Annotated in this window: 24 protein-coding genes and 3 pseudogenes; 12 read left to right on the top strand and 15 right to left on the bottom strand. The window is 71.5% G+C overall.

Translation table 11 applies throughout. The features are described 5' to 3' along the window. Nucleotides 1–357, bottom strand: a pseudogene (locus HDC93_RS13735) (hypothetical protein); the annotation flags it as partial. A gap of 209 nt (nt 358–566) precedes the next feature. On the opposite strand from HDC93_RS13735, the gene gcl reads away from it, so the two are divergent. Continuing rightward, complete coding sequence (gene gcl / locus HDC93_RS13730) at nt 567–2351, top strand: glyoxylate carboligase (protein WP_185010562.1); 1785 nt, start codon at nt 567–569, stop codon at nt 2349–2351. Nucleotides 2352–3118: 767 nt separating this feature from the next. Here the strand turns inward: gcl and HDC93_RS13725 are convergent. Next, the gene (locus HDC93_RS13725) at nt 3119–4009 is read right to left on the bottom strand and encodes a 2-hydroxy-3-oxopropionate reductase (RefSeq protein ID WP_185010560.1); all 891 of its coding nucleotides are present in this window, start codon (nt 4007–4009) and stop codon (nt 3119–3121) included. Between the two features lie 25 nt (nt 4010–4034). Further along, nucleotides 4035–4856 carry a TIM barrel protein gene (locus HDC93_RS13720; RefSeq protein ID WP_185010558.1) on the bottom strand — a complete coding sequence of 274 codons (822 nt, stop codon included), beginning with the start codon at nt 4854–4856 and terminating at the stop codon, nt 4035–4037. Between the two features lie 163 nt (nt 4857–5019). Between HDC93_RS13720 and HDC93_RS13715 the strand changes: the two genes are divergently transcribed. From HDC93_RS13715 to HDC93_RS13680, 8 genes and pseudogenes are all read left to right on the top strand, one after another. Further along, nucleotides 5020–5271 (top strand): hypothetical protein, encoded by a 252-nt coding sequence (locus HDC93_RS13715; RefSeq protein ID WP_185010556.1) that lies wholly within the window; start codon nt 5020–5022, stop codon nt 5269–5271. Beyond that, on the top strand, nt 5268–5636 hold the full coding sequence (locus HDC93_RS13710) for a helix-turn-helix domain-containing protein (RefSeq protein WP_185010554.1): 369 nt from the start codon (nt 5268–5270) through the stop codon (nt 5634–5636). The genes HDC93_RS13715 and HDC93_RS13710 overlap by 4 nt, the downstream gene beginning before the upstream one ends. Before the next feature lie 132 nt (nt 5637–5768). Beyond that, on the top strand, nt 5769–6278 hold the full coding sequence (gene uraD / locus HDC93_RS13705) for a 2-oxo-4-hydroxy-4-carboxy-5-ureidoimidazoline decarboxylase (RefSeq protein WP_031109882.1): 510 nt from the start codon (nt 5769–5771) through the stop codon (nt 6276–6278). Nucleotides 6279–6293: 15 nt separating this feature from the next. Further along, complete coding sequence (gene uraH, locus HDC93_RS13700; protein WP_185010552.1) at nt 6294–6692, top strand: hydroxyisourate hydrolase; 399 nt, start codon at nt 6294–6296, stop codon at nt 6690–6692. A gap of 6 nt (nt 6693–6698) precedes the next feature. After that, the gene (pucL, locus tag HDC93_RS13695; RefSeq protein WP_185010544.1) at nt 6699–7631 is read left to right on the top strand and encodes a factor-independent urate hydroxylase; all 933 of its coding nucleotides are present in this window, start codon (nt 6699–6701) and stop codon (nt 7629–7631) included. A gap of 108 nt (nt 7632–7739) precedes the next feature. After that, nucleotides 7740–9119, top strand: a complete 1380-nt coding sequence (locus HDC93_RS13690) for an 8-oxoguanine deaminase (RefSeq protein ID WP_185010542.1) — start codon at nt 7740–7742, stop codon at nt 9117–9119. 264 nt (nt 9120–9383) lie between these two features. Next, on the top strand, nt 9384–10772 hold the full coding sequence (locus tag HDC93_RS13685; protein WP_185010540.1) for a nucleobase:cation symporter-2 family protein: 1389 nt from the start codon (nt 9384–9386) through the stop codon (nt 10770–10772). A 246-nt stretch (nt 10773–11018) separates the two neighbouring features. Continuing rightward, nucleotides 11019–11414 (top strand): annotated as a pseudogene (locus HDC93_RS13680) (serine/threonine protein kinase); the annotation flags it as partial. 115 nt (nt 11415–11529) lie between these two features. Here the strand turns inward: HDC93_RS13680 and HDC93_RS13675 are convergent. From HDC93_RS13675 to HDC93_RS13655, 5 genes are all read right to left on the bottom strand, one after another. Then, nucleotides 11530–11952 carry a thioesterase family protein gene (locus HDC93_RS13675; RefSeq protein WP_185010538.1) on the bottom strand — a complete coding sequence of 141 codons (423 nt, stop codon included), beginning with the start codon at nt 11950–11952 and terminating at the stop codon, nt 11530–11532. A 79-nt stretch (nt 11953–12031) separates the two neighbouring features. Beyond that, nucleotides 12032–12667 carry a hypothetical protein gene (locus HDC93_RS13670; RefSeq protein ID WP_185010537.1) on the bottom strand — a complete coding sequence of 212 codons (636 nt, stop codon included), beginning with the start codon at nt 12665–12667 and terminating at the stop codon, nt 12032–12034. 76 nt (nt 12668–12743) lie between these two features. Beyond that, nucleotides 12744–13592, bottom strand: a complete 849-nt coding sequence (locus HDC93_RS13665) for a cytochrome c oxidase assembly protein (RefSeq protein WP_185010535.1) — start codon at nt 13590–13592, stop codon at nt 12744–12746. Then, complete coding sequence (locus HDC93_RS13660; RefSeq protein ID WP_185010534.1) at nt 13592–14155, bottom strand: DUF2243 domain-containing protein; 564 nt, start codon at nt 14153–14155, stop codon at nt 13592–13594. Before HDC93_RS13660 ends, HDC93_RS13665 begins: the two co-directional genes overlap by 1 nt. 140 nt (nt 14156–14295) lie before the next feature. Then, nucleotides 14296–15504 (bottom strand): pyridoxal phosphate-dependent aminotransferase, encoded by a 1209-nt coding sequence (locus tag HDC93_RS13655; protein ID WP_185010533.1) that lies wholly within the window; start codon nt 15502–15504, stop codon nt 14296–14298. A gap of 86 nt (nt 15505–15590) precedes the next feature. Between HDC93_RS13655 and HDC93_RS13650 the strand changes: the two genes are divergently transcribed. Beyond that, the gene (locus HDC93_RS13650) at nt 15591–16217 is read left to right on the top strand and encodes a helix-turn-helix domain-containing protein (protein WP_185010532.1); all 627 of its coding nucleotides are present in this window, start codon (nt 15591–15593) and stop codon (nt 16215–16217) included. Between the two features lie 78 nt (nt 16218–16295). Here HDC93_RS13650 and HDC93_RS13645 read toward each other — a convergent pair whose 3' ends face one another. The 3 genes from HDC93_RS13645 to HDC93_RS13635 are packed head-to-tail and all read right to left on the bottom strand — an operon-like array spanning nt 16296 to nt 19891. Next, nucleotides 16296–17087: a hypothetical protein gene (locus HDC93_RS13645; protein WP_185010530.1), complete on the bottom strand. Its 792-nt coding sequence runs from the start codon at nt 17085–17087 to the stop codon at nt 16296–16298. Then, nucleotides 17087–18352: a VWA domain-containing protein gene (locus HDC93_RS13640; RefSeq protein WP_185010528.1), complete on the bottom strand. Its 1266-nt coding sequence runs from the start codon at nt 18350–18352 to the stop codon at nt 17087–17089. The genes HDC93_RS13645 and HDC93_RS13640 overlap by 1 nt, the downstream gene beginning before the upstream one ends. A gap of 45 nt (nt 18353–18397) precedes the next feature. Next, a complete protein-coding gene (locus HDC93_RS13635; RefSeq protein ID WP_185010526.1) occupies nt 18398–19891 on the bottom strand; it encodes an IucA/IucC family protein in 1494 nt (497 codons plus the stop codon). A gap of 113 nt (nt 19892–20004) precedes the next feature. On the opposite strand from HDC93_RS13635, the gene HDC93_RS13630 reads away from it, so the two are divergent. Both HDC93_RS13630 and HDC93_RS13625 read left to right on the top strand, forming a co-directional pair. Continuing rightward, the gene (locus tag HDC93_RS13630; protein ID WP_398984943.1) at nt 20005–21540 is read left to right on the top strand and encodes an IucA/IucC family protein; all 1536 of its coding nucleotides are present in this window, start codon (nt 20005–20007) and stop codon (nt 21538–21540) included. Nucleotides 21541–21603: 63 nt separating this feature from the next. Next, a complete protein-coding gene (locus tag HDC93_RS13625; RefSeq protein ID WP_185010524.1) occupies nt 21604–21975 on the top strand; it encodes a (2Fe-2S) ferredoxin domain-containing protein in 372 nt (123 codons plus the stop codon). Here the strand turns inward: HDC93_RS13625 and HDC93_RS13620 are convergent. The 4 genes and pseudogenes from HDC93_RS13620 to HDC93_RS13605 form a co-directional block, all read right to left on the bottom strand. Continuing rightward, nucleotides 21970–22386, bottom strand: a complete 417-nt coding sequence (locus tag HDC93_RS13620) for a universal stress protein (protein WP_185010522.1) — start codon at nt 22384–22386, stop codon at nt 21970–21972. The genes HDC93_RS13625 and HDC93_RS13620 overlap by 6 nt on opposite strands. Nucleotides 22387–22388: 2 nt before the next feature. After that, nucleotides 22389–23888: an APC family permease gene (locus tag HDC93_RS13615; protein ID WP_185010521.1), complete on the bottom strand. Its 1500-nt coding sequence runs from the start codon at nt 23886–23888 to the stop codon at nt 22389–22391. Nucleotides 23889–23968: 80 nt separating this feature from the next. Then, nucleotides 23969–24127: pseudogene (locus HDC93_RS13610) on the bottom strand (iron chelate uptake ABC transporter family permease subunit); the annotation flags it as partial. Nucleotides 24128–24291: 164 nt separating this feature from the next. Further along, a partial coding sequence (locus HDC93_RS13605; protein ID WP_185010519.1) for a hypothetical protein occupies nt 24292–25055 on the bottom strand: 764 nt, incomplete at its 5' end.

Raw genomic sequence — 25055 nt, 5'->3', positions numbered from 1 at the left:
CTGGGCGACTGCCGTGCCGTCCCGGTCGGTCTCCGGGCTCTGGGCGGCTGCCGTTCCGCTCCCGTCACCCGCGGCGTCCCGCCCCGTCGCACCCCGTTCCGCCACCACCGCCACCCGCAGCACCACCCCGCACGTGCACCCCACCTCCGGGCGCGGCCACTGCCCGCGCCGCCCGCAGGAGCCGCACCGCACCGTCACCCAGTCGTCCTGCCAGACCCGGTGTGAGACGGGCGTCGCCGAGCCGTCGCGGTCCAGGCGCGGGGCGACCGGCGCGCCGCACGCGCAGGGGTACGCCGGTGCCCTGTAGCGGTGCTCGCGGCGGCAGGCCGGGCAGCGCACCGGAACGGTCTCGGCCATGTCCACTCCAGAACCGTGTCGTATCGGGACAGCGTGCCCATCGTGCTCCCTTCGGCCCCGCCCTGTCCGGCGCTTGCCGTCTCTTGACGCCCTTCACCCACCCCACATACATTCATTCCAGATAGTAGAAAACAATTTCCGCAATACGGAAGAGCTCACCGCGGGGCGCGACGGGAGTGCGAATCCGACAGCCGAAGCAGGAGTACTCGATGGCTCGAATGACCGCTGCCCGCGCGGCAGTTGAGATCCTCAAGCGTGAGGGCGTCGCCGACGCGTTCGGTGTCCCCGGCGCGGCGATCAACCCGTTCTACGCGGCGCTCAAAGCCTCCGGCGGCATCGCCCACACCCTCGCCCGGCACGTCGAGGGCGCCTCGCACATGGCCGAGGGCTACACCCGCACCCATCCGGGCAACATCGGTGTCTGCATCGGCACCTCGGGCCCGGCCGGCACCGACATGATCACGGGCCTGTACTCCGCGATCGGTGACTCCATCCCGATCCTGTGCATCACGGGCCAGGCCCCGACCGCCGTGATCCACAAGGAGGACTTCCAGGCCGTCGACATCGCCTCCATCGCCAAGCCGGTCACGAAGATGGCCGTCACGGTGCTGGAGGCCGCGCAGGTCCCGGGCGTCTTCCAGCAGGCCTTCCACCTGATGCGCTCCGGCCGCCCCGGCCCGGTCCTCATCGACCTGCCGATCGACGTCCAGCTGACGGAGATCGAGTTCGACCCGGAGACGTACGAGCCGCTCCCGGTCTACAAGCCCGCCGCGTCGCGCGCCCAGATCGAGAAGGCCATCGGGATGCTGAACGCGTCCGAGCGGCCGCTGATCGTCGCGGGCGGCGGCATCATCAACGCCGACGCCGCCGAACTCCTCGTCGAGTTCGCCGAACTGACGGGCACTCCGGTCGTCCCGACCCTGATGGGCTGGGGCCTGCTGCCCGACGACCACGAGCTGAACGCCGGCATGGTGGGCCTGCAGACCTCGCACCGCTACGGCAACGCGACCTTCCTGCAGTCCGACTTCGTCCTCGGCATCGGAAACCGCTGGGCCAACCGCCACACCGGCAAGCTCGACGTCTACACGGCCGGGCGGACGTTCGTGCACGTCGACATCGAGCCCACCCAGATCGGCAAGATCTTCGCCCCGGACTACGGCATCGCCTCCGACGCCAAGGCCGCCCTGGAGCTGTTCGTCGAGGTCGCCCACGAGCTGAAGGCGGACGGCAGGCTGCCCGACCGTTCCGAGTGGGCCGAGGCCGCGCAGGAGCGCAAGGCGACCCTCCAGCGCCGTACGCACTTCGACGACATCCCGATCAAGCCGCAGCGCGTCTACGAGGAGATGAACAAGGCCTTCGGCCCGGAAACCCGGTACGTCTCCACCATCGGCCTCTCGCAGATCGCCGGCGCCCAGATGCTGCACGTCTACCGGCCCCGGCACTGGATCAACTGCGGCCAGGCCGGACCGCTCGGCTGGACCATCCCGGCCGCGCTCGGCGTCGCCAAGGCCGACCCGGAGGCGTCCGTCGTCGCGCTCTCCGGTGACTACGACTTCCAGTTCATGCTGGAGGAACTCGCCGTCGGCGCGCAGCACCGGATCCCCTACGTCCACGTCCTGGTGAACAACTCCTACCTGGGCCTGATCCGGCAGGCGCAGCGGGCGTTCGAGATCGACTTCCAGGTCAACCTGGAGTTCGAGAACCTCAACTCGCCCGAGCTCGGCGTCTACGGCGTCGACCACGTGAAGGTCGCCGAGGGCCTCGGCTGCAAGGCGATCCGCGTCACCGACCCCGCCGAGCTGGGCGACGCCTTCGAGCAGGCCAAGAAGCTGGCCGCGGAGCACCGGGTCCCGGTCGTCGTCGAGGCGATCCTGGAGCGCGTCACCGACATCTCCATGTCGACGACCAACGACATCGGCAACGTCGTGGAGTTCGAGGAGATCGCCACGGAGCCGGGCCACGCGCCGACGTCGATCAAACCGCTGCAGGTCTGAGACCCACGCGGCAGGAGGGGCGGCCCGTCCGGGAGGACGGGCCGCCCCTCACGCGTTCCCGGCCCCCTCGAGGGGCGCCGGCCACCTCACTCGCCGCCTCCCCCTGCACCGCCCCCGCCGCAGGAAAGGAAGGCGCCGCCACCGCCGTTCGTACCGCGCGGCGAGTCCTTGAGGAGGGCCGCGCGGCCCGCCTCGGCCCGGCGGACCAGACCCGCCCGCAGGGTGAACCGCGGCACCAGCAGCCGCAGAGGGTCGAGGTGCTGACGTACGGGGAACTCGCGGACAACGCCGAACGCTCCCTCGCCGGAGACGGACCGGTGCAGGGAGCGTGAGGCTGGCCGTCCGGCGGCGCGAGGCTGGGCGCGACAGGACGTTCGCGCCGCCGGACGGGGTCTGGGGGGAGAGAGGGGTGGGTGGTGCTGGGACCGCGGCGGGTGCGACGGGCTCCGGGGCCGGTTTCCCTCAGGTCGAGAAGCCGGTCCGGGCCCTTCACCACCGCACTGGCTCGCAGCCGCCGCGGTCCGCGCCCTGACCGTGTCCGTGCCCGGGGGACCACCCCTCATCCGGGCCGCCCCGGGCGGTCGGACACGGTCAGGGAGTTCAGTCCTCGCGCAGGGCGCGAACCGCCTCCTCCGCAACGGTTTGTTGAAACGGTGGGCATGGCTGGTTCCGGGCGGCGCCGCCCCTTTGGGCGCGACAGGACAGGTGTCAGCGGCGGTGCCGCCCGGGGATCGGGGACCCTCGGGGGCACGAGGGTCGGGGGAGGGTCAGACCTGGGCGCCGGAGAGCCGCTCCACGGCCCGCAGCAACGCCGAGTGGTCGAGGCCGCCGTCGCCCTGCGCACGCAGGGACGCGACCAGCTGGGCGACCACGGCGCCGACGGGCAGGGCCGCGCCGACGTTGCGGGCGGCGTCGGTGACGATGCCCATGTCCTTGTGGTGCAGGTCGACCCGGAAGCCCGGTCTGAAGTCCCGGCCGAGGAAGTTGTCCTTCTTGCGGGTCAGCACGGTCGAGCCGGCGAGCCCGCCGTTCAGGACGTCCAGGGCCGCCTTCAGGTCCACGCCGGACTTCTCCAGGAACACCACGGCCTCGGCGCACGCCTGGATGTTCACGGCGACGATCAGCTGGTTGGCGGCCTTCACGGTCTGGCCGGAGCCGTGCGGACCGCACAGCACGTTGGTCTTGCCGAGCGCCTCGAGGATCGGCTTCGCGGTGTCGAAGTCGGCCTGCTCGCCGCCGACCATGATGGACAGCACGGCCTCGACGGCGCCGGCCTCACCGCCGGACACCGGGGCGTCCAGGACGCGGATGCCCTTGTCCTTCGCCGCCTCCGCCAGGTCGACCGAGGTCTGCGGGGTGATCGAGGACATGTCGATCAGCAGCGCGCCGGACCGCGCGTTCTCCAGGATGCCGTCCGGGCCGTAGGCGATGGCCTCCACCTGCGGGGAGGCCGGGACCATCGTGATGACGACGTCGGCGTCCTTCACGGCCTCGGCGATCGAACCGGCCGCGGTGCCACCGGCGGCGGCCAGCCGGTCCAGCTTGTCCTGTTCCAGCGTGAAGCCGGTGACCTGGTAGCCCGCCTTGATCAGGTTCTCGGACATGGGGGAGCCCATGATGCCGAGGCCGATCCAGGCGATCTTGGGAAGGTTGCTCATGACGGGGTGCCTTTCGGTACGGGGGTCAGCGGGCCAGCCAGTCGAAGGCCTCGGCGCTCGGGCGGTCGCCCGGCTTGTACTCGAGGCCGACCCAGCCGTCGTAGCCCGCCTTCTTCAGCTGGTCGAGAAGGTCTTCGAGGGGCAGCGAGCCGGTCCCCGGCGCGCCGCGGCCCGGGTTGTCGGCGATCTGCACGTGCCCGGTCCCCGAGGCGAACCGCTCGATCACCGCGGGGAGGTCCTCGCCGTTCATGGACAGGTGGTAGAGGTCCATGAGGAAGCGGGCGTTGCCCAGCCCCGTCGCCTCGTTGACCCGGTCGACGACGGTCACGGCCGCCGGGGCCGACACCAGCGGGTACAGCGGGGACTCGGGCCGGTTCAGCGCCTCGATCAGCAGGATCGCGCCGATCCGGTCGGCGGCCCGGGCCGCGAGGACCAGGTTCTCCAGGGCGAGAGCGTCCTGCTCGGCCGGGTCCACGCCCTCGACGCGGTTGCCGTACAGCGCGTTGAGCGCCGTGCAGCCCAGGGAGGCGGCGAAGTCGGCGGCCACGTCGATGTTGGCTCGGAACCGCTCCGACTCCTCACCCGGGATCGACAGGGCGCCGCGGTCCGGGCCCGGGAGCTGTCCGGCGTAGAGGTTCAGGCCGGTGAGCTGGACGCCGGCCTCCTCGATCGCGCGCTTGAGGGCGTCGAGCTCGGACGGCTCGGGGACCGGCGAGTCGACCCAGGGCCACCACAGCTCGGCCGCGGTGAAGCCCGCCGCGGCGGCGGCCGCGGGGCGCTCCAGGAGGGGGAGCTCCGTGAAGAGGATCGACAGGTTGACGTTGAAGCGCTGGTCCGCGAATCCCATCGGGGCGGCGCTCCCTTCCTTGTCTTCTGCGGTGCTTGCCTTCAGCAGCCTAGTATTCCGTATTGCGGAATCATATTTCTGCTTAACGGAAGACTGCCTGTGGGGTGCGAGGGCTGTCAAGAGGGGCTGCCGCAAAGTCCGTCCCGCGCGTTAGGTTGAGCGCGTGCGACTGAGAGTGGAGTTCACGACCGAGCCGTTCGACCTGGACGAGGCGCCCGCGCACGCGGTGGTGGCCCGCGAGGTCGTGGAGGCCGCCGAGCTGGACGCCGTGGACGTGGGCCCGTTCGGCAACACCGCGCAGGGCGGTGCCGACGCGGTGCTCGCCGCCGTGGACGCCCTGCTCCGCAAGGCTCTGGAGGCCGGTGCCACCCGGGTCTCGCTCCAGGTCAACGTGGTCGAGGAGGGCGAGGCGTGAGCGGCGCGGGGGGCGAGCCGTTCATCGCGGCCGTCAAGCCCCTGGTCGACGCCATGGGCGGCGAGATGATCCCGCCCGACGAGGCCGGCCCCGACGACGTCGTCCTGGCCTGGGAGGGCAGGGACGCCGTCGCCGTACGGCTGCCCCAGCTCGCCGACTCCCTCGATCACATCCTGGCCGCCATGGAGCGCCGCAAGGGCATGCCGCTGGCCGATCTGGACCGCAGGGCCAAGCAGGAGGTCGTACGGATGCTCGAGGCGCGGGGCGCCTTCTCCGTACGGCACGGGGTGGAGACCGTGGCGAGCGCCCTCGGCGTCAGCCGCTTCACCGTCTACAACTACCTCAACCGCGAGAAGGGGGCCTGACCGCAGCGCGCCGCACGGTCCGGTTTCGCGCCACCGAATTTTCAACAAACTGTTGACGTGCTGTCGCGGGAGGGCGTTAGCTATCGGCACGCCCGTTCAGCACGAAGGCCGAATCCGGCCACGGAGGCTCCCGTGACTTCCACTTCCACGCCACCGGGCCTGGCCCGGTTCAACACCCTCGAGGAGCACGCGGCCCACGCCGCGCTCCACGAGGCGTGCGCCTCCACGGCGTGGGCGAAACGCCTGCTGGCCACCCGCCCCTACGCCACCGCCGAGGACCTGTACGCCGCGAGCGACGCCGCCATGGCGGAGCTGACGGCCGCGGACCTCGACGAGGCGATGGCCGGCCACCCGCCCATCGGCCGCCCCAAGCCCGGTGACCCCACCTCGGCCCGGGAGCAGCGCGGCATGGCCGGCGCCTCCGACGCACTCAAGGCGGAGATGCTGGAGCTGAACCTCGCCTACCAGGAGAGGTTCGGCCATGTCTTCCTGATCTGCGCCACCGGCCGGACCGGCGAGCAGATGCGCGACGCGGTCAGGGAGCGGATCGGCAACACACCGGAGCGGGAGCGGGAGATCGTCCGCACCGAACTGGGGAAGATCAACCGTATCCGGCTCGCCCGCCTCGTCGAAGACGACTGAAGAGGACGCCCGACCATGAGCACCAGCACCACCGCATCCGTGTCCACGCACATCCTGGACACCAGCGTCGGCCGCCCCGCCGAGGGCGTCGCCGTCCAGCTCTCCGCCCGCGCCGGGCGCACGGCGGACTGGCAGGCGCTCGGCGGCTCCGCCACCGACGCGGACGGCCGGTGCAAGGTCCTCCCGGCGCTGCCGGAGGGCACCACCCACGTACGGCTCGACTTCGCCGTCGAGCCGTACTTCGAGAAATCCGCGAACCAGCAAGCCGATGCGCAGCAGGACGCCCCCGCGAATCGGGACAGTGGTGCGTTCTTTCCCGAGGTAGCGATCACCTTCGCCGTAGAGCCCGGTGAGCACTACCACGTACCGCTGCTGCTCAACCCGTTCGGCTACTCCGTATACCGAGGGAGCTAGCTAGAGATGCCCACGATCCTGGGACAGAACCAGTACGGCAAGGCCGAGAACCGAGTCGTAAAGATCACGCGGGACGGCGCCACCCACCACATCAAGGACCTCAACGTCTCGGTCGCGCTCTCCGGCGACATGGACGAGGTCCACTACTCCGGCTCGAACGCCCACGTCCTGCCGACCGACACCACCAAGAACACGGTGTACGCGTTCGCCAAGGAGCACGGCATCGAGTCCGCCGAGCAGTTCGGCATCCACCTCGCCCGGCACTTCGTGACCTCGCAGGAGCCGATCAAGACGGCCCGGATCCGCATCGAGGAGTACGCCTGGGAGCGGATCGAGGCCTCCGACGCCAACTCTCAGTTCATCGGCGCCGACGAGGTCAAGCACTCCTTCGTCCGCAAGGGCCAGGAGACACGGCTCACCCAGATCACCTACGACGGTGAGCGCTGGGAGGTCGTCTCCGGCCTGAAGGACCTCGTCGTGATGAACTCGACCAACTCCGAGTTCTGGGGCTATGTCAAGGACAAGTACACGACCCTGAAGGAGGCCTACGACCGCATCCTGGCCACCGAGGTCTCCGGCCGCTGGCGCTTCAACTGGACCGACGACGAGCAGCGCATGCCCCACTGGGAGAAGTCCTACGAGCAGGTGAAGAAGCACATGCTCCAGGCCTTCGCCGAGACCTACTCGCTCTCGCTTCAGCAGACCCTGTACCAAATGGGTTCGCGCATCATCGACAACCGCAGCGAGATCGACGAGGTCCGCTTCTCCCTCCCGAACAAGCACCACTTCCTGGTGGACCTGGAGCCGTTCGGGCTGAAGAACGATACCGCCGACGGAGCTGTCTACTTCGCCGCCGACCGCCCCTACGGCCTGATCGAGGCGACGGTCCTCAGGGACGGCTGCGAGGCGAAGATCCCCGTGGACCTCACCAACCTCTGAGGTTCCCTCTTTCGGCACCCGTGGCCGGGGAACCCTTCTCCCGGCCACGGCACTCAAAACTTCCGGGGTCCTGCCGTGCCCTCTCCACCACAGCGCAAAGGACGAACCATGGCAGCAGACCGGCGCATCGTCATCGAGAACTGTGCGATCGCGACCGTCGACGGACACGACACCGAGTACGCCTCCGGGCACGTCGTCCTCGCCGGCAACCGCATCGAGTCGCTCGGCGCGGGCAGGGCCCCCGACGGCCTGGAGAACGTCGCCCGCCGCATCGACGCCTCCGGCCACCTCGTGACCCCCGGCCTGATCAACACCCACCACCACTTCTACCAGTGGATCACCCGGGGCCTGGCCACGGACCACAACCTCTTCGACTGGCTCGTCGCGCTGTACCCCACCTGGGCGCGCATCGACGAGCCGATGGTCCGCGCGGCGGCCCAGGGCTCGCTCGCGATGATGGCCCGCGGCGGCGTCACCACCGCCATGGACCACCACTACGTCTTCCCACAGGGCTCCGGCGACCTCTCCGGCGCGATCATCGGCGCCGCCCGCGACATGGGCGTCCGCTTCACCCTCGCCCGTGGCTCCATGGACCGCAGCGAGAAGGACGGCGGCCTGCCCCCGGACTTCGCCGTGGAGACCCTCGACGGTGCGCTCGCGGCCACCGAGGAGACCGTGCGGCAGCACCACGACTCCTCCTTCGACGCCATGACCCAGGTCGCCGTCGCGCCCTGCTCGCCCTTCTCCGTCTCCACCGAACTGCTGCGCGACGGCGCCCAGCTGGCCCGCCGCCTCGGCGTCCGGCTGCACACCCACGGCTCGGAGACCGTGGAGGAGGAGAAGTTCTGCCACGAACTGTTCGGCATGGGCCCGACCGACTACTTCGAGTCCACCGGCTGGCTCGGCGAGGACGTGTGGATGGCGCACTGCGTCCACATGAACGACTCCGACATCGCCGCCTTCGCCCGGTCCCGCACCGGCGTCGCGCACTGCCCGTCCTCCAACGCCCGCCTCGCCGCCGGAATCGCCCGCGTCCCCGACATGCTCGCGGCCGGCGTCCCCGTCGGCCTCGGCGTCGACGGCACCGCCTCCAACGAGTCCGGCGAACTCCACACCGAGCTGCGCAACGCCCTCCTCATCAACCGCCTCGGCGCCCATCGGGAAGCCGCCCTGAACGCCCGTCAGGCCCTGCGCCTCGGCACGTACGGCGGCGCCCAGGTCCTCGGCCGGGCCGCCGAGACCGGCTCCCTGGAGCCCGGCAAGCTCGCCGACCTCGTGCTGTGGAAGCTGGACACCCTCGCCCACGCCTCCATCGCCGACCCGGTGACCGCCCTGGTCTTCGGCGCGGCCGCCCCGGTCACCGCGTCCTTCGTGAACGGCCGGCAGATCGTCGAGGACGGGCGGCTGCTCACCGCCGACGAGGACGCCATCGCCCGCGCCACGCGGGACGAGGCCCGGCGCCTGGCGAAGATCGCCGCCGAGGCCTGAACACCCGGATGACTCCGGCCGGGAGGGACGGCTCCCGGCCGGTGGCCGTGGACCCGAGCGGGGACCACGGCGGTCGTCTCCGGGGCGCGCGCGTCCACGCGCGCGCCCCGGAACGGCCACCACCGTCCGCCGCATGTCCGGTCCCTCCCCCAAGCTCTCGGCTTCGCTCGAGCAGGGAGGTACCGCCCCAGCCCGCCCGCACCACCTCCCTGACACCCACGGCCGCATCCGCGCGGCCGTGTAACCGACCGGAGGGACGCCGCTGTGGCCGACCACCCCGTTGACGAAAAACTCCCCGCGCTCAAGATGGCGACGACCGGCCTGCAGCACGTGGCCGCCATGTACGCGGGCGTCGTCGCCCCGCCCCTGATCGTCGGCGCGGCCATCGGCCTCACCGCCACCGACCTGACCTTCCTCACCGGCGCCTGCCTTTTCACCGCGGGCCTCGCCACCTTCCTGCAGACCCTCGGCATCTGGAAGATCGGCGCCCGGCTGCCGTTCGTCAACGGCGTCACCTTCGCCGGTGTCGCCCCGATGACCGCGATCGTCGCCTCCACCGAGGACAAGTCCGACGCCCTGCCCATCATCTTCGGCGCGGTCATCGTCGCCGGGCTCCTGGGCTTCCTGGCCGCCCCCGTCTTCTGCAAGGCGATCCGCTTCTTCCCGCCCGTGGTCACCGGCACGGTCATCACCCTGATCGGCATATCGCTGCTCCCCGTCGCCTTCGGCTGGGCGCAGGGCCCCGACCCGGCGGCGCACGACCACGGCTCCGCGACCAACCTCGCACTGGCCGCGATCACCCTGCTGATCGTGCTGCTGCTGCGCCGCTTCACCAGGGGCTTCGTCAAGCAGATCGCCGTGCTGCTCGGCCTGGTGATCGGCACGCTCATCGCGATCCCGTTCGGCGTCACGGACTTCGGCCCCGTCGCGGACGCGGCCGTCATCGGCTTTCCCACGCCGTTCCACTTCGGCGCCCCGCAGTTCCAGCTCGCCGCGATCATCTCGATGTGCGTGGTGATGGTGGTGTCGATGACCGAATCGACCGCCGACATGCTGGCGTTGGGCGAGATCGTCGAGCGCCCGGCGGACGAGAAGACCATCGCGGCCGGCCTGCGCGCCGACACCCTCGGCTCGGCGGTCAGCCCTCTCTTCAACGGCTTCATGTGCAGTGCCTTCGCGCAGAACATCGGTCTGGTCGCCATGACGAAGATCCGCAGCCGGTACGTCGTCGCCACGGGCGGCGGCTTCCTGGTGCTGATGGGCCTGTGCCCGATGGCGGCCTCGCTGATCGCCGTCGTACCACGCCCGGTACTCGGCGGGGCGGGCGTGGTCCTGTTCGGCTCGGTCGCCGCCAGCGGCATCCAGACCCTCGTCCGGGCCTCCTTGGACAAGGACAACAACGTCCTGATCGTGGCCGTCTCCCTGGCCGTCGGCATCATCCCCATCACGGCGCCGGAGTTCTACCACGCCTTCCCGGAGACGGCGAGGATCGTCCTGGACTCCGGCATCTCGACGGGCTGTGTGGCCGCGGTCCTGCTGAACCTGGTCTTCAACCACCTGGGCCGGGGCGGCCGCGACGCCCACGACGTGACCCACCCGATGGAGGCGGGCGAGGAGCTCACGAACGCCCCCAAGGCTCCGGCCGCGTCCTGACCCCACCGGACTCCGCTTAGGGGTCCTTTCACTATGCCCGTCCGGGTCGCGCGGCCTGGCACCGCACCTCGCCGCGTTGCCGAAAAGCCCTAGTAGCTCCGCTACGAGGGCTTCCCGGCGCCTTGCGACGCACGGCACCAGACCACGCGCCCTGATCGGACGCTCATAGTGAAAGGACCCCTTAGGCTGCTGCCCCGGTCAGCTCCTTGTTGACCGGGGGGTCAGGGGACAAGGGGAGACGGGCCGTTGAACCACGCGACCGAGGTGTTCCAGCCGCTACAGGGGGACGACCCTCCCATGGTGGCCGGACACCGTCTCGCCGCCCGGCTCGTCGCGGGCGGCAGGGGCCGGTTGTACCTGTCGCACACGCAGGGCGGCCGGCCGGTGGTGATCAAAGTGGTGCGGCCGGAACTGGCCGACGACCCGGCCTTCCGGCGCCGGTTCCGCCGGGAGGTGGACGCGGCCCGGCGGGTCAGAGGTGCCTACACCGCCGAGCTGATCGACGCCGACGCGGACGGCACGCCGCCCTGGTCGGCCACGCTGTACGCGCCCGGCCCCTCCCTGACCGACGCCGTCGCCCGGCGCGGACCGCTGCCGGTCCCCGCGGTGCTGTGGCTGATGGCCGGGGTGGCCGAGGCGCTCTGGAAGCCGATGAAGATCTCACTCCGGCCGCCGGGATCGCCCCGGATTGCCGGTAAATGCCCATCGCTGCGAACCGGTGCAAGCCGGGCGCAATTCCAAGATCTTCAGGACACTCCTAGAGCCCGAACAGGCCCGGGTCCGACGCCAGTTCCTTGAAGACCTCGGCGGGGTCGGCGACCAGTCTGCGCTTCTCCAGGTCCAGGATGCCGCCGAGCGCCGTGATCTCGGCGGCGACCGTGCCGTCGGCCTTCAGGACGCTCTGCTCGATCCGGAACGTCTTGCCGCCGTCCCACTCGAACGCGCAGGTCACCTCGACCTCGTCGCCCGCGAGCAGCTCGCGTTTGTAGCGGATGGTCGTCTCCAGGGCGACCGGACCCACGCCGCTGCCGACGAGCGCGGACTGGCTGATCCCGGCGGCGTGGAGCAGCGACCAGCGGGCGTGCTCCGCGTAGTTCAGGTACACCGCCTGGTTGAGGTGGCCCTGGACGTCGGTCTCGTATCCACGGACGGTCACAGGGACGGAAAACGGCTTGCTCACGGCTTTCCCTTCTCGCGCCGGATCTCTCACACCGGACTCTCGTGCACTGCGCAACGATCCACCGATCTTGGCATGCTCATCACGCCCGGCGTGGTGAAGCCAGCAGATACCGGGTCCCGCCGCGCGGCTCGCGGTGCTCGCTCACCTGCCAGCCTGCCCCTTCCAGGGTGGCCGCGCAGGCCCGCAGCGCCTCGCCGTCCGGCTCGTGGACGGCGACGGCCTCCGGCTGCGGGGTCTCCCGCACGCGATACCCCGGGCCCTCCCGCCCCGCCGGACCGTGCCCGGCCGCCTCCAGCGCCAGCGCGGCGGCCCGCACCAGATGCGCGCGCTCCCAGCCGCACGGCCGGTCCACGTCCCCGCCCGGGTTGGTCATCCGGCGCAGCTCCAGCAGCCCCTGCCAGGCGCTGTGCACCTCTCGGCGCCTGGCGGGCCCGGCATCCACGGCGGCCTCCTCGCCGCCGACGCGGGCGGCGAACACCCCGGTCGAGGCGGGCGCTCCCCCGGGCCCGTCCGGCTCGGGCGCCTGCGTGATGCCCTGCCGCACCCGGTGCCCCTCCGGCGTCAGGAAGTGATCGTGCGGCGGCCGGGGGTGACGGAAGGCGAGACCCCGCTTCACCAGCGCCGTGAGCTGCGACTCCGGGCCCCGGAGCCGCCCGGTGACGGGGTCGGCGGTGTCGATGACACGCCGCTGCGCGACGGTCGGCGGTCGGGTCACGGCGTGCTCCTCTCCGGCCGGCGACGGGCCCCGGGGCTCGACGCCCCACCTGCTCGACGCCCCACCTGATCGAAGGCTACGACCCGCCACTGACATTCCGGGCCGGGACAACTCCCCGCCTCGCTCCCCGGCCCGCCGCGCGCCGGGGCTCGGGCCGCCAGGTGGCCACCAACGCCGCGGCCAGCAGCAACTCGGCCAGGTCGCCGCCGTAGTACATGATCTCGGCGCCGCCCCGCACCTCGTCGATCGGCGCGTGGATGTCGGCCCGGAAACCGCCGTACATCAACTGGGAGATCACGGCGTGCGCCGCGATCGCGACGCCCAGGTAGACCAGCCGGGCCCTGACACCCGGCCGGGCGGGGGCCGGGTCGGGGCCGGCGATGGCGTAGGCGAACAGGCATCCGGAGAGCAGGAAGTGCGCGTGCAGCAGCCAGTGCGCCGCCGGGTCGGCCGTGATCGCGTTGTACAGGGGGGTGAAGTAGAGCACCGCGAGGCCGGCCGTGGAGAGCGCCAGCCCGACCGCCGGGTGGGCGATCACGCGGGCGGGCGGACTGTGCAGCACCGCGGTCAGGCGCCGGCCCCGCGACGGGGGCAGGGTGCGCAGCAGGAGCGTGACCGGGGCGGCCAGGACCAGTGCGAGCGGCGCGTACATGCCGATGAGGAGGTGCTGGACCATGTGCCCGCGGAAGTCCTCGTGGGCGAAGGGGGCCACGGGCGGCAGCAGCGCGGCGCCGAGCAGGAGGATCCCGCCCAGGAACCAGCCGGTCCGCCACCGGCTCCAGCCGAGGACCGGATTGCGCCGGCGCGCCCGGTGCGCGAGCAGCAGGTAGGCACCAAAGGCGGCGAGCAGCAGGAGCGCCGGCGGCAGCCAGTCCGGGGTGGCGCCGCCCGCGTCGTGCCCGTGCTCATGCAGGTGGTGACCCATCAGCCGTGCAGGCCCTCATGCCGGCCGGTGGCCGCACCGGGGTCGACGGACCGGCCGCTGCGCTGGAGCAGGTGGCCGCCGGTGACCAGCAGGGCGCCCAGGACGAGGAAGCCGATGTCCCACCACACCTGGCCCTCGCCGGCGTAGACGTGGTGGATGCCGAGCACGTGGTGGTCCAGCACGCCCTCCACGAGGTTGAACAGGCCCCAGCCGACGAGCATCCAGCCCCACAGCACCCGGGAGGTCCACACCCGCCGCCGCTCGTGGGTGACCCGCGCGTACAGCACGGACAGCCCGAGCAGGACCGCGAGCCAGCACACGGTGTGGAAGACGCCGTCCCACAGGGTGTTCATCTCCAGACCGGAGACGGTGTGGGGGTTGTAGTACTTCACCCCGATGCGGTCCTGGTTGGTACTGGAGAGCATGTGGTGCCACTGCAGTAGCTGGTGCAGCAGGATGCCGTCGGCGAACCCGCCCATCCCGACCCCGAGCACGATGCCCGGCAACCGGAGGTCCGCCGGTCGTGGGGTGCCGACCCGGGCTTCACCTTGCGTGGTGGCCATCACTCGTCTCCGCTCCTGCCTGGGGGAAGGGCCGAGGACGACGTTCCCTCCTGCGCGGCGCTCACGCCCTGCGCTCGGCCGCCATCCGGCTCAAAGACCCTTTCCGGCCGTCCCCGCGGAGTCCGGGAAACGCTCTGCGCCTACTGCCGGTATCCGCCGAGGAACCGCCCGATCCGGCCGATCGCCGCCTCCAGGTCCTCCGCGTGGGGCAGCGTCAGGATGCGGAAGTGGTCCGGCGTCGGCCAGTTGAAGCCGGTGCCCTGGACGACCTGGATCTTCTCCCGCAGCAGCAGGTCCAGGACGAACTTCTCGTCGTCGTGGATCTTGTGGACCTTGGGGTCGAGGCGCGGGAAGGCGTAGAGCGAGCCCTTCGGCTTCACACACGTCACACCGGGGATCTCGTTCAGCTTCTCCCAGGCCACGGTGCGCTGTTCGTGCAGCCGGCCGCCCGGCGCGGTCAGCTCGCGGATGGACTGCCGGCCGCCGAGCGCGGCCTGGATGGCGTACTGCGCGGGCGCGTTGGCGCACAGGCGCATGGAGGCCAGCATGGTGAGGCCCTCCAGGTAGTCCTTGGCGTGCTGCCGCGGACCGGTGACCACCAGCCAGCCGGAGCGGAAGCCCGCCACGCGGTAGGTCTTGGACAGGCCGCAGAAGGTGAGGACCACCAGGTCGGGGGCGAGGGCCGCGGCCGAGTGGTGGACGGCGTCGTCGTAGAGGATCTGGTCGTAGATCTCGTCGGCGAAGACCATGAGGCCGTGCCGTCGGGCGAGGTCGAGGATGCCCTCGACGATCTCCTTGGGGTAGACCGCGCCGGTGGGGTTGTTGGGGTTGATGATCACGACCGCCTTCGTGCGGTCGGTGATCTTCGACGCCATGTCGTCGAGGTCGGGGTACCAGTCGGCCTGTTCGTCGCACAGGTAGTGGACCGCCTTGCCGCCCGCCAGGGTCGTCACCGCCGTCCACAGGGGGAAGTCCGGCGCGGGGACAAGGATCTCGTCGCCGTCCTCGATGAGCGCCTGCACGGCCATCGACACCAGTTCCGAGACGCCGTTGCCGAGGAAGACGTCGTCGACGCCGACCTCCAGGCCGAGGCTCTGGTAGCGCTGGGCCACGGCCCGGCGGGCGGAGAGGATGCCGCGCGAATCGGTGTAGCCGTGCGCCTGGGGCAGCATCCGGATCATGTCCTGGAGGATCTCCTCCGGGGCCTCGAAACCGAAGAGCGCGGGATTGCCGGTGTTCAGGCGCAGCACGCTGTGGCCCGCCTCCTCCAGGGCGTTGGCGTGCTCGATGACCGGGCCGCGGATCTCGTAGCAGACCTCGCTGAGCTTGCTCGACTGCCGGAACTCCATGCTCCGCTTCCCCTCTGCCGACTGTGTTGCTTGGTTTTACCAAGTGCACGCTTGGAAAGTCCAACAACTTGTCTAGACTGCGTCGCATGCCACCTCGCCGAAGCTACGACCAGTACTGCTCCGCCGCCCGTGCGCTCGACGTCGTCGGTGACCGCTGGACCCTGCTGATCGTCCGGGAGCTCCTCGCCGGTCCCCGGCGCTACACCGACCTGCACGCGGACCTGCCCGGCGTCAGCACCGACGTCCTCGCCTCGCGACTGAAGGACATGGAGCGCGACGGCCTCGCGACCCGGCGCCGGCTGCCGCCCCCCGGTGCGGCGTATGTGTACGAAGTCACACCCCGGGGACGTGAGTTGCTGCCTGTGCTGCAGGCGCTGGGGGAGTGGGGGCAGGCCGAACTCGGGGAACGCCGGCCGACGGACGCGGTCCGGGCCCATTGGTTCGCCCTGCCGCTGCTGCGCCTGCTCGACGGCGAGGGGCTCGTCGAAGTCCGCCTGGAGGAAGGCCTGTTCCATCTGCACGCCGGTGCCGAGGAGGGGCCCGTGTACGGCGACGGGCCCGCTCCGGGGGAGCCGGACGCCCGGCTGGTCCTGGACACCGCCACGTGCACGGCTCTCGGCCGGGGGGAGCTGAGTCTGGCCCGGGCCGTGGGGGAGGGCCGGGTCGAGGTGAGCGGCGAGGGCACGCTGGCCAAGGCGCTGCGCGAGGAGTGAGGGAAGGCCCGCACGAGGCGGGCCTTCTGAGAGATGATCAGGTGGTGACCGATCAGGGACGGGTCGGGTGAGGGCCGGTCAGGCTCCCGGCGGCACCCGGGACGGCCGTCCCGTCCCGCGCGTCAGCGCATACCCGCCGACTCCCGCGAGGGCGGCCAGGATCCCGCCGATCCCGGTCCACACCCACCGGTCCGACCACCAGCCGGACGCCCAGCCGTCCTCGGGTTCGAGACCGGCCAGCACCGCCGCGTTCTCCTGCTCCTCCTCGGGCTTCGTGGCGACGCCCGGCACCAGAGGCTCGGCCAGTGAGCCGTCCACCGCAGCGGATCCGCCGATGTCCTTGGAGTCCACCCGCACCTCGCTGCCGACCGGGAGACCGAGGTCGGCGGTGGCGACGCCGGTGGCGGTCAGCCGGACGTAGTAGGTGCCCGGCAGCGGGTCGTTGGCCCACGGCTCCGACCAGGCACGGACCGTGCGCAGCACGCAGGCCAGCTCCACGGAGGACGTGTCCGCCGCGGCGGTGCGCGTCTGCGCCCCGTACTGGCACGCCTGACGGCGGCGCAGACCGTCGTAGACGTCGATCTGCCAGGTCTGCTGGGCGTGGCTCTCCGGCAGCTTCACCGTCGCCTCGACCGTGGGACGCTGCCCGGTGTCGGCGGGGAACGACCAGTACAGGTAGTCGCCCGTCGAGCCGCTCGCCGTGGCCTGCTGCCCCTGCTCGATCTCCGTGGCCGTACGGAACGACGTGCCGGCCTGTGTGGGGGCCGGGGAGTCGTCCGGCGACTCACTAGGTGAGGCGTCGGCCGCGGCCGGGGCGGCCGCCAGGCCGAGGGCCAGCAACGCCACGCTCAACGCTCGTGCCAATCGCATCAGTTGGTCCTCCAGACCGCGACCCGCCAGCGCGACAGCCAGCCCCAGACGAGACCGGCGAGGAAGCCGGTGAGGATCAGCACGCCGAGCAGCCACCAGCCGCGGCCGAGGCCGAAGGCGGCCACGTCGCCCGCCTGGCTCGGGGCGTCCACGACGTCCACCGTCAGCTCCAGCGGCAGACCGGGCGTGGCCTTCACGCCGGAGGCCGCCGAGAAGGAGTGCGAGACGGCGAGGCAGACCGCCTCCGCGGGAGCGTCCTCGTCGTCGCTCTCGGCCTTCGGGTAGCGCAGACCCGTCGAGATCACGTCCGTACGGCCGTTGCCCGCCGCCTCACCGCGCACGATCTCGCGGCCCTTGGACGTCACCGCCCGCATCAGCACGCCGTAGCCGGGGTTCACGGCCCGGTCCGCCGCGACGCTCACCGCGGCGCGCAGCTCCTGCCCCGGCCGCACGTCCACCCGGTAGAAGCGCTGCTGCCCGAACCCCTCGCGATCGGTGTACAGGCCCGACTTCAGCGTCGGCGCCCCGGCGCACCGGTCCGTCCCCTCGGTCGCCACCGGCGTCACCACCGGATCGGCCGCCCGGTCCACCAACTGGTTCACCCGGTCGGTGAGTTCGTCCTGGTGCTCGACCGAGGTGTAGGTGCCGCCGGTGGCCTCGGCGATGCAGCTCAACTGCCGGCTCAGCTTGGCCGTCGGGACCAGGCCCAGGGTGTCGATGGTCAGGCCGATGCCCTTGGCCGCGATCTCGCGGGCCACCTCGCACGGGTCGAGCGGGGCGCAGGTGTCCTCGCCGTCGCTGATCAGCACGATGCGCTTGGAACCGTCACCGCCGTCCAGGTCGCCGGCCGCCTTCAGCAGGGCCGGGCCGATCGGCGTCCAGCCCGTCGGGGTGAGCGTGGCGACGGCCGTCTTGGCCTCGGTGCGGTCGAGCGGGCCGACCGGGTAGAGCTGCGCGGTGTCCTTGCAGCCCGTCTTCCGGTCGTCCCCCGGGTAGTCGGCGCCGAGGGTGCGGATGCCGAGCTCGACCTCCTCCGGCGTCGCGTCGAGCACTTCGTTGAACGCCTGCTTGGCGGCGGCCATGCGCGACTGGCCGTCGATGTCCCGCGCCCGCATCGAGCCGCTCACATCGAGGACGAGGTCGACCTTGGGGGCGTCTTGGCCCGTGGGTTCACCGGCGGCCGCCCCGGCCGGGAAGGCGAGCCCGGCCGTCAGCGCGGCGAGCAGGGTACAGACCCCTGCCGCCAGCCGTGTTCTTATGATCATCGCCGGATCCTAGTGATCACCCCGCTCCGGATCCAAAACGCCGGTTCACCGCAGCGGATTGGGCAATTGCGCCCACTGGTCCCCGGGCGTCTGCGGCGAGAGCCGCATCAGCGTCAGTGCCTTCGCGGGCAGCGGATCGGCGCACAGCGCCGCGAGGTCGGGGGTGCGCGGCAGGTCCCGTGCGGCCGTCTCCAGCGCCGCCGCGAGTGCCGGGCCCGAGCCGGCCGTGCCGGCCAGCGCGCCCGCCACGAGCGAGCCGAACAGCTTGCGGCGCAGCGCGCGTTCGTCGTCGGTGACCATACGGGCGGGCAGCTCGGGCACCGTGATGCCGTGCCGGGCGAGGCGGGCCGGGCTGACACGGATGTCGGCCAGGTCGCGGTAGACCAGCCGCAGCGGCTCGCCCGTCGTGGAGAGAACCACCAGGAGGTTCTGACCGTGTGCTTCCAGCGCCACGCCCAGCTCCAGCAGCCGCAGCCCGACGGTGAGGGCGAGCCGGGTGAAACCGGCCATCCAGGCGGGAGAGCCGGGCAGGTCCGTGGTGGCGAGCGCCGCCACCGGCAGGACCCGCTCACCGCTGCCCGCGTACGTCTGCGGGGACTCCCGCAGGACGGCCGCGAAGTCCGGGGAACCGGCCGCCGCCGCGCCCAGCGTGCGGGTGACGTGCAGCAGGCCGTCCATGCGCGCCGCGGGCACCCCCGCGAAGTCCGACAGCATCGCCGACGCGGCGACCGAGGGCAGGGAGATGTCCCGCACCGAGGACGTCAGCCGGGCGCTCAGAGAGGTCTTCACATGAGGTCCGCCGGGCAGCGCCAGCGTCCGCAGGGACATCAGCGGATGCGCGGGAGTCCGCTCCTCGCACGTCCGCTTCAGCACATGCGCCGCCTGCCACGGATGCACCGGCAGCACCACCCGCCCCCCGTCCCGCAGCTCATCCGGCCACACGCCCGTGACCAGGCACTCCTCCGCCCGCACCGGCACCAGCCCCAGCTCCACGACCGGCCGGTGCTCGGGCCCGTAGGCGAGCTGCTCGGCCACCGAGAAGCCCGGCCGGGACCGGCACGTCGGATGGAACGGATGCCCGTCGACGATCCGCTGCTCCCACTCCCAGTCGCACTCCGGCCAGTCGCCCCGAGCGCCCTCCTGCCCCGCTCTCGACAGTGCCAACGAGGCGACGCTGTGCCCGAGTTCGGCGGCGAAGGAGGCGGAGTGCGGTACGGCGAGGTCGGTCATCAGCCGCGCCGGATCCTCGTAGGCCCTCTCGTCCAGCCGTACGACGGTGACGTACGCGCCGGTCGCGTAGGGATCCGGCCGGGGGCCGTGCAGCCGGCGGCCGTCCGGCAGGGACAGCGTCAGCCCGTCCCCGCCCTGCTCGCGGCGGGTGACCCAGGGCAGTGGATCGTGGGCGAGACCGCGCCACAGCCGGGACAGCACGGCCGCCCGGGCGCCGGGCAGTTCGGCCTCGTACCGCGCCGGCAGACCGGGCCGCACGACGGACAGCTCGTCGGCGACCTCGGTCTCGGCGGTGGGGGGACGGTGCACGGGCGGGCTCCTCGGGTACGAATGCGGGTACGAACAGGGATGTCACAGTGCGGTGGCGACGACCGACATACTGATCATCTCCGCCCGGAACGCTGGAAGGACCGTAGGGACGAGTGGAACGCGTGGACCTCATGCCCCCGCCCGCCGACGACGACTCGGCCCACGGCGACACCCCGGCCATCGGCGCCCTCGCCGACGCATATGCCGCCGTGCCCCTGCTGAACTGTCTGCTGCGGGAGGTGGCCCGTCCGGTGCGTCAGGAAGGCGAACACCGTGTCCACCGGCTGCCCGGCGGGGACCGCCTGCTGCGGGTGCGCGGTACCCGGCGGCCCGCCGAACCGGAAATCCACCGGGCGGGCGCCTGGCACCGCGTCGGCCACACCGAGCTGGTCAAACTCGTCGCCGAGGAACTGCGCCGGCACACCGGGTCGTCCAACCACGAACTGCCCGCCGAGATGCTCGACAGCCGGGAGGCCGTGGCCGCCCTGCTCGCCGCCCGCGCCCGGGCCACCCCGCCCGACGACCTCTACCGGCGCTCCGAGCAGTCCCTCCTCACCGGTCACACCCACCACCCGGCCCCCAAGGCGCGCGGCGGCGGGCCGGCCGCCGCCTGGCTGCCGTACGCGCCCGAGGCGCACGCCCGCTTCCCGATGGCCCTGCTCGGACTCCGTGAGGACGCCGTCGTCGAGGAGGGCGACACCTCCGCCCTCGACGCCCTCGGCGCGGCCCCGCCCGGCTACCGCCTGCTCCCGGCCCACCCCTGGCAGCTCGACCTGGCCGCCCCCGAACTCGCCGCCGCCTTCGCGGACGGCAGGCTGATCCGGCTCGGCACGACCGCCTTCGACACCTGGCCCACGGCCGCGATCCGCACGCTCTACGCGCCCCGGCAGGACCTCTTCCTCAAGTTCAGCCTCGACGTGCGCATCACCAACGACATCCGTCGGCTGTGGCGCCACGACCTGCTCGCCCTGCGCCGCACGGACGCGGCGGTGTGTGCCGCCTTCGCGGCGTTCGACGGGCCCCCGGCCTGGCTCGGCGACCGCGGATACCGCACCGCCGACTTCGCCTTCGAGGCCCTCGCCGTCCTCGTCCGCGACGGCTTCGGCGACCACCTCCTGCCGGGCACGACCCCTCTGCTCGCCGCCGGACTCGTCGAGGGCTTCGACGGCAGCCCGCTCGACCGGACCCCCGATCCCGCTGCCTGGTGGGAGGCCTATCTGGCCCAGGTCGTGCCCCCGGCGCTGACGGCGTTCGCCGAGCACGGCGTCGTCATCGAGGCCCACCTGCAGAACACCCTGGTCGCCGTCGACGCCGACGGCCTGCCGGTGCAGGCGCTGTACCGGGACGCCGAGGGCGTGAAACTGCTGCCGGACGTGACGCGCCAGGCCGGCTGGGAGCGGCTCGTGTACTGCCTGGTCGTCAACCATCTCCTCGAGATCGCCGGCGCCCTCACCGAACGGCACCCCGGTTTCGACCCCTGGCCCGCCGCCCGCCACGCGTTCGCCCGCCACGACCTCCCCGAGATCCCCGCCCTGCTCACCTCACCGACCCTGCCCGCCAAGACCAACCTGCTGCTGCGCTGGACGGGCGCGGACGGCGCCGACGCCCGCTACCGGCCGCTGCCCAACCCGCTCGCGGACGGGACCTGACCCCTCGGGGCCGGACCCCCGCGTGAAAGGATGATCACAACGGCTGGAGAGGGAGGGTGCGGCATGTCCGCGAAGCCGGACGCAGGGGTCCCCTGCCGCGTCGTCGTCTGCCGGGACTGCTGCTGCGGCAGCCCCAAGGTGACCGGCGTCGATCACGCCGCCCAGACCGAGCGCCTGCGCGAAGCGGCGCCGGTGCGCGTCTCCGACTGCCTCGACGTCTGCGACCAGGCCAACGTCATTGTCGTCCAGCCCTCCGCCGCGGGCCGGGCCGCCGGGGGCCGGCCGGTGTGGCTGGGCCTGGTCAACGACCCGGCGGCGACCGAGGACGTCGTCTCCTGGGTCCGTGAGGGCGGTCCCGGCGTCGCGCCCCTGCCCGACATCCTCGACCTGTACGTCTTCACCCCGCTCGCGCGGCGCCGCTCCGACGGCTCATGACACGGCGGGCACGCACAGCACCGGCACGCTCGACAGGTGCAGCAGCTTGTGCGGAGTCGAGCCCAGCAGAGCTCCGCGCACGGGGCTCTCACCCCAGGTGCCCACCACGATGACCCGGGCGCCATGGCGGGCCGCCGCCTCGATCAGGGCCTGCGCCGGCTTCTCGTCGATGAGCTCCACCGACGTCCGGACACCGGCCTCCTCGGCCACCCGGACCGCATGACCGAGCGCGGTGTTGCCTGCCTCGCGCACGGCCTCGTGGTGAGCGCCGTACTCCTCGCCCGTGACGCCGGGGGCTGCCACGCCGTAGACGATCACCAGGGGTTCGTCGTAGGCGGTCGCCACCTCGATGGCCACGCGCAGGGCCTGCGAAGCGCCCGGGGACTCGTCGTATCCGAGGACCACCGACATCTTCAGGACTCCTTGCCGTCGACGAGGGCCGGGTCGACCACGCTCGGGTGTTCCGACCAGAAGGCGGGCGCCATCAGCCGCCACACGATCATGAGGACCAACCCCGCGACGGCGATGCCGATGCCGATGACGAGCGGGGGACCGAGCCCGAACCATGAGACGCCGCTGTAGGAGTTCTCGGGGTCGGCCATGTCCGTCACGGATTCCACCAGCAGCCACGCCAGCAGCCCCGCGCCGATCAGCGGGCCGAGGCCGATCAGGAAGAGGTTGCGGGCGCTGCGGGTCAGTTGGCGGCGGTAGTACACCGCGCAGGCCAGGCCCGTGAGCGCGTAGTAGAAGGCGATCAGCAGGGACAGGGCGGTGAGAGAGTCGAAGAGGGCGTTCTCGCTGACGTGGTAGAGGACGAGGTACCAGGCGATGGCGATGCCGGCGACCCACCAGGTGCTCACGTCGGGGGTGCGGAACCGCGGGTGGATGTGGCCGAAGTGCGATGGCAGGGCATGCCGACGCGCCATGGACAGGCCCGTGCGGGACGCGGGGATGATCGTCGTCTGGGTGGAGGCGACGGCGGACGTCGAGACCGCCAGCAGCACGACCCAGTCCCAGCCGCCCATGGCCTCCTCGGCGAGCAGGGCGAAGATGAACTCCTCCTCCGCCGCGTTCTCGGCGAGGTAGTTTGTCCCCGCGTAGGCCACGACCGCGTAGGCGACCGCGATGTAGGTCACCAGCAGCAGCACCGTCGACCAGATGGCCGCCTTGCCGGGGGCGGTGGCCGAGTCCTCGACCTCCTCGGTGAGGTTGACCGCGGACTCCCAGCCCCAGTAGATGAACACGCCCAGCAGCAGGGACGTGGTCAGTGACGCCCCGCCGGCTCCGAACGGGGAGAGCCAGTCGAACTTCGGGTCGATGGAGTCGAGGGTGCCGGTGTCGGCGTAGACGCGGTAGAGCGCCACCACGGCGAAGACGAGCAGGCAGGCGACCTGGGCCAGGATGAGGACGTTCTGCACCTTGGCCGAGATCTCGGTGCCGATCACGCAGACGGCCGTCATCACCAGGATGAGCAGCACCGTCAGCACCTGGCGCACCACGTCGTTGTCGGCCCAGCTGTCCAGGCCGACGGCCAGCAGGAAGAACGTCACGGCCACGTCCGCGAGCGACCCGACGACCAGGACGCCCGTCATCGTGATGGCCCAGCCGCCGAGCCAGCCGGCCCACGGTCCCATGGCGCGGGTGACCCAGGAGAACGTCGTGCCGCAGTCCTGGTCGACCTTGTTGAGGTAGTAGAACGCCGATGCGATCAGCAGCATGGGCACGAACGACGCCAGCATCACCCCGGGGGCGTAGATGCCCACCAGCGCCACGATCGGGCCGATGACCGCCGCCACGGAGTACGCGGGGGAGGTCGCGTTGAGCCCGATGACCAGCGCGTCGACGAACCCGATCGCGTTGGGCTTCAGGCTCGCCTGCGGGGGCGGACCCGAGTCCGTGATGTCGTTGGCCATGCTCCCTCGCTCCCGTTGTGCGTGCATCCATACAACAGGGACTTTCGGGGCACTTGGCCCATTGAGCGCCATTCAGGGCTTCATGTCGTCCTCCGGCTGCGGACCAGCAGGTGCGGGAAGTACGGCGTGCCGATCACCGCGGTCATCAGGCCGGCCCCCAGCTGGGCGGGGGCGATGACGGTGCGGCCCAGGAGGTCGGCCGTGCCGACCAGCGCGGCGCCGAGCAGGACGGCGACCGGCGGTTCGCTGCTCCTGATCTTGCTGTCGGGCGAAGCGGTATCCTCAGGACGCAAGCGGTCCCCAGTGATATCGGAACCGCCGCGCATCTGGCAACATGGTGCAGCCGGGCGGGCCTGTCAGGGTTTCGAGAACATCCCATGGCCCCCTTTTGGGCTTACCGGATTCATGCCTCAGGAATGTCTTCAGGCATTTTCAGCGGAACAGACTCCTGCGGGACAGGCTCGGTTCCGGGCTCCTGCGCGGTTTCTGCCGTCGGTGCCGGAGCTCCCGCGGAGCGTACCCGGAGGTCGACGGACTGGCCGAGCGGGAACCAGAACAGGGTCAGCGTCATGAAATAGCGCCAGATGTCAGAGCTCACTTCTGAGTAGACGTAGAATGTCTGGTCCTTGCGCAGCGGAATCGAGAACGATGCCATGCCGGGAAGCGCCGGAGGGGTGACGTAGTTGTAGCGGCTGTCGGTAAAGACGATCACACTGGTGCTGATGTCGGATCCGTTCGGACCTCTTACCTGTACGGACAGGATTCCGTCGGTGGGGGCGTCCGCGAGGAACCAGTTGCTGTAGGCCGGCACGGTCCCCTGCGTCCAGGAGCGTCGGTAGGCGGGGTGGCCGAACGCCTGCACTGTACCGGCGAACTGAACCGGTCCGGCGGCCCGGAGGGTCTTGCCCGTGGCGACGGTGACGTTGTTGGCGAAGGTGCTCGCCCCGGTGACGTTCAGGACCGCGTCGACCTTCAGGCCCGCGTTCTGGCTGACCCGCAGCGGGTTGCTGCCCGCACCGCGCACCGATCCGGCGACCGTCAGGTCCTTGGCGGTGTTGGTGAGGCTGACGCTGTTGGCGAAGGTGCTCGCCCCGGTGACGTTCAGGACCGCGTCGACCTTCAGGCCCGCGTTCTGGCTGACCCGCAGCGGGTTGCTGCCCGCACCGC

This window comes from Streptomyces sp. AK010 (genome assembly GCF_014207295.1).
Lineage (GTDB): Bacteria > Actinomycetota > Actinomycetes > Streptomycetales > Streptomycetaceae > Streptomyces > Streptomyces massasporeus.
The sequence above is the reverse complement of the archived record's forward strand: the minus strand, read 5'-3'. Positions and strand labels throughout refer to the sequence as shown.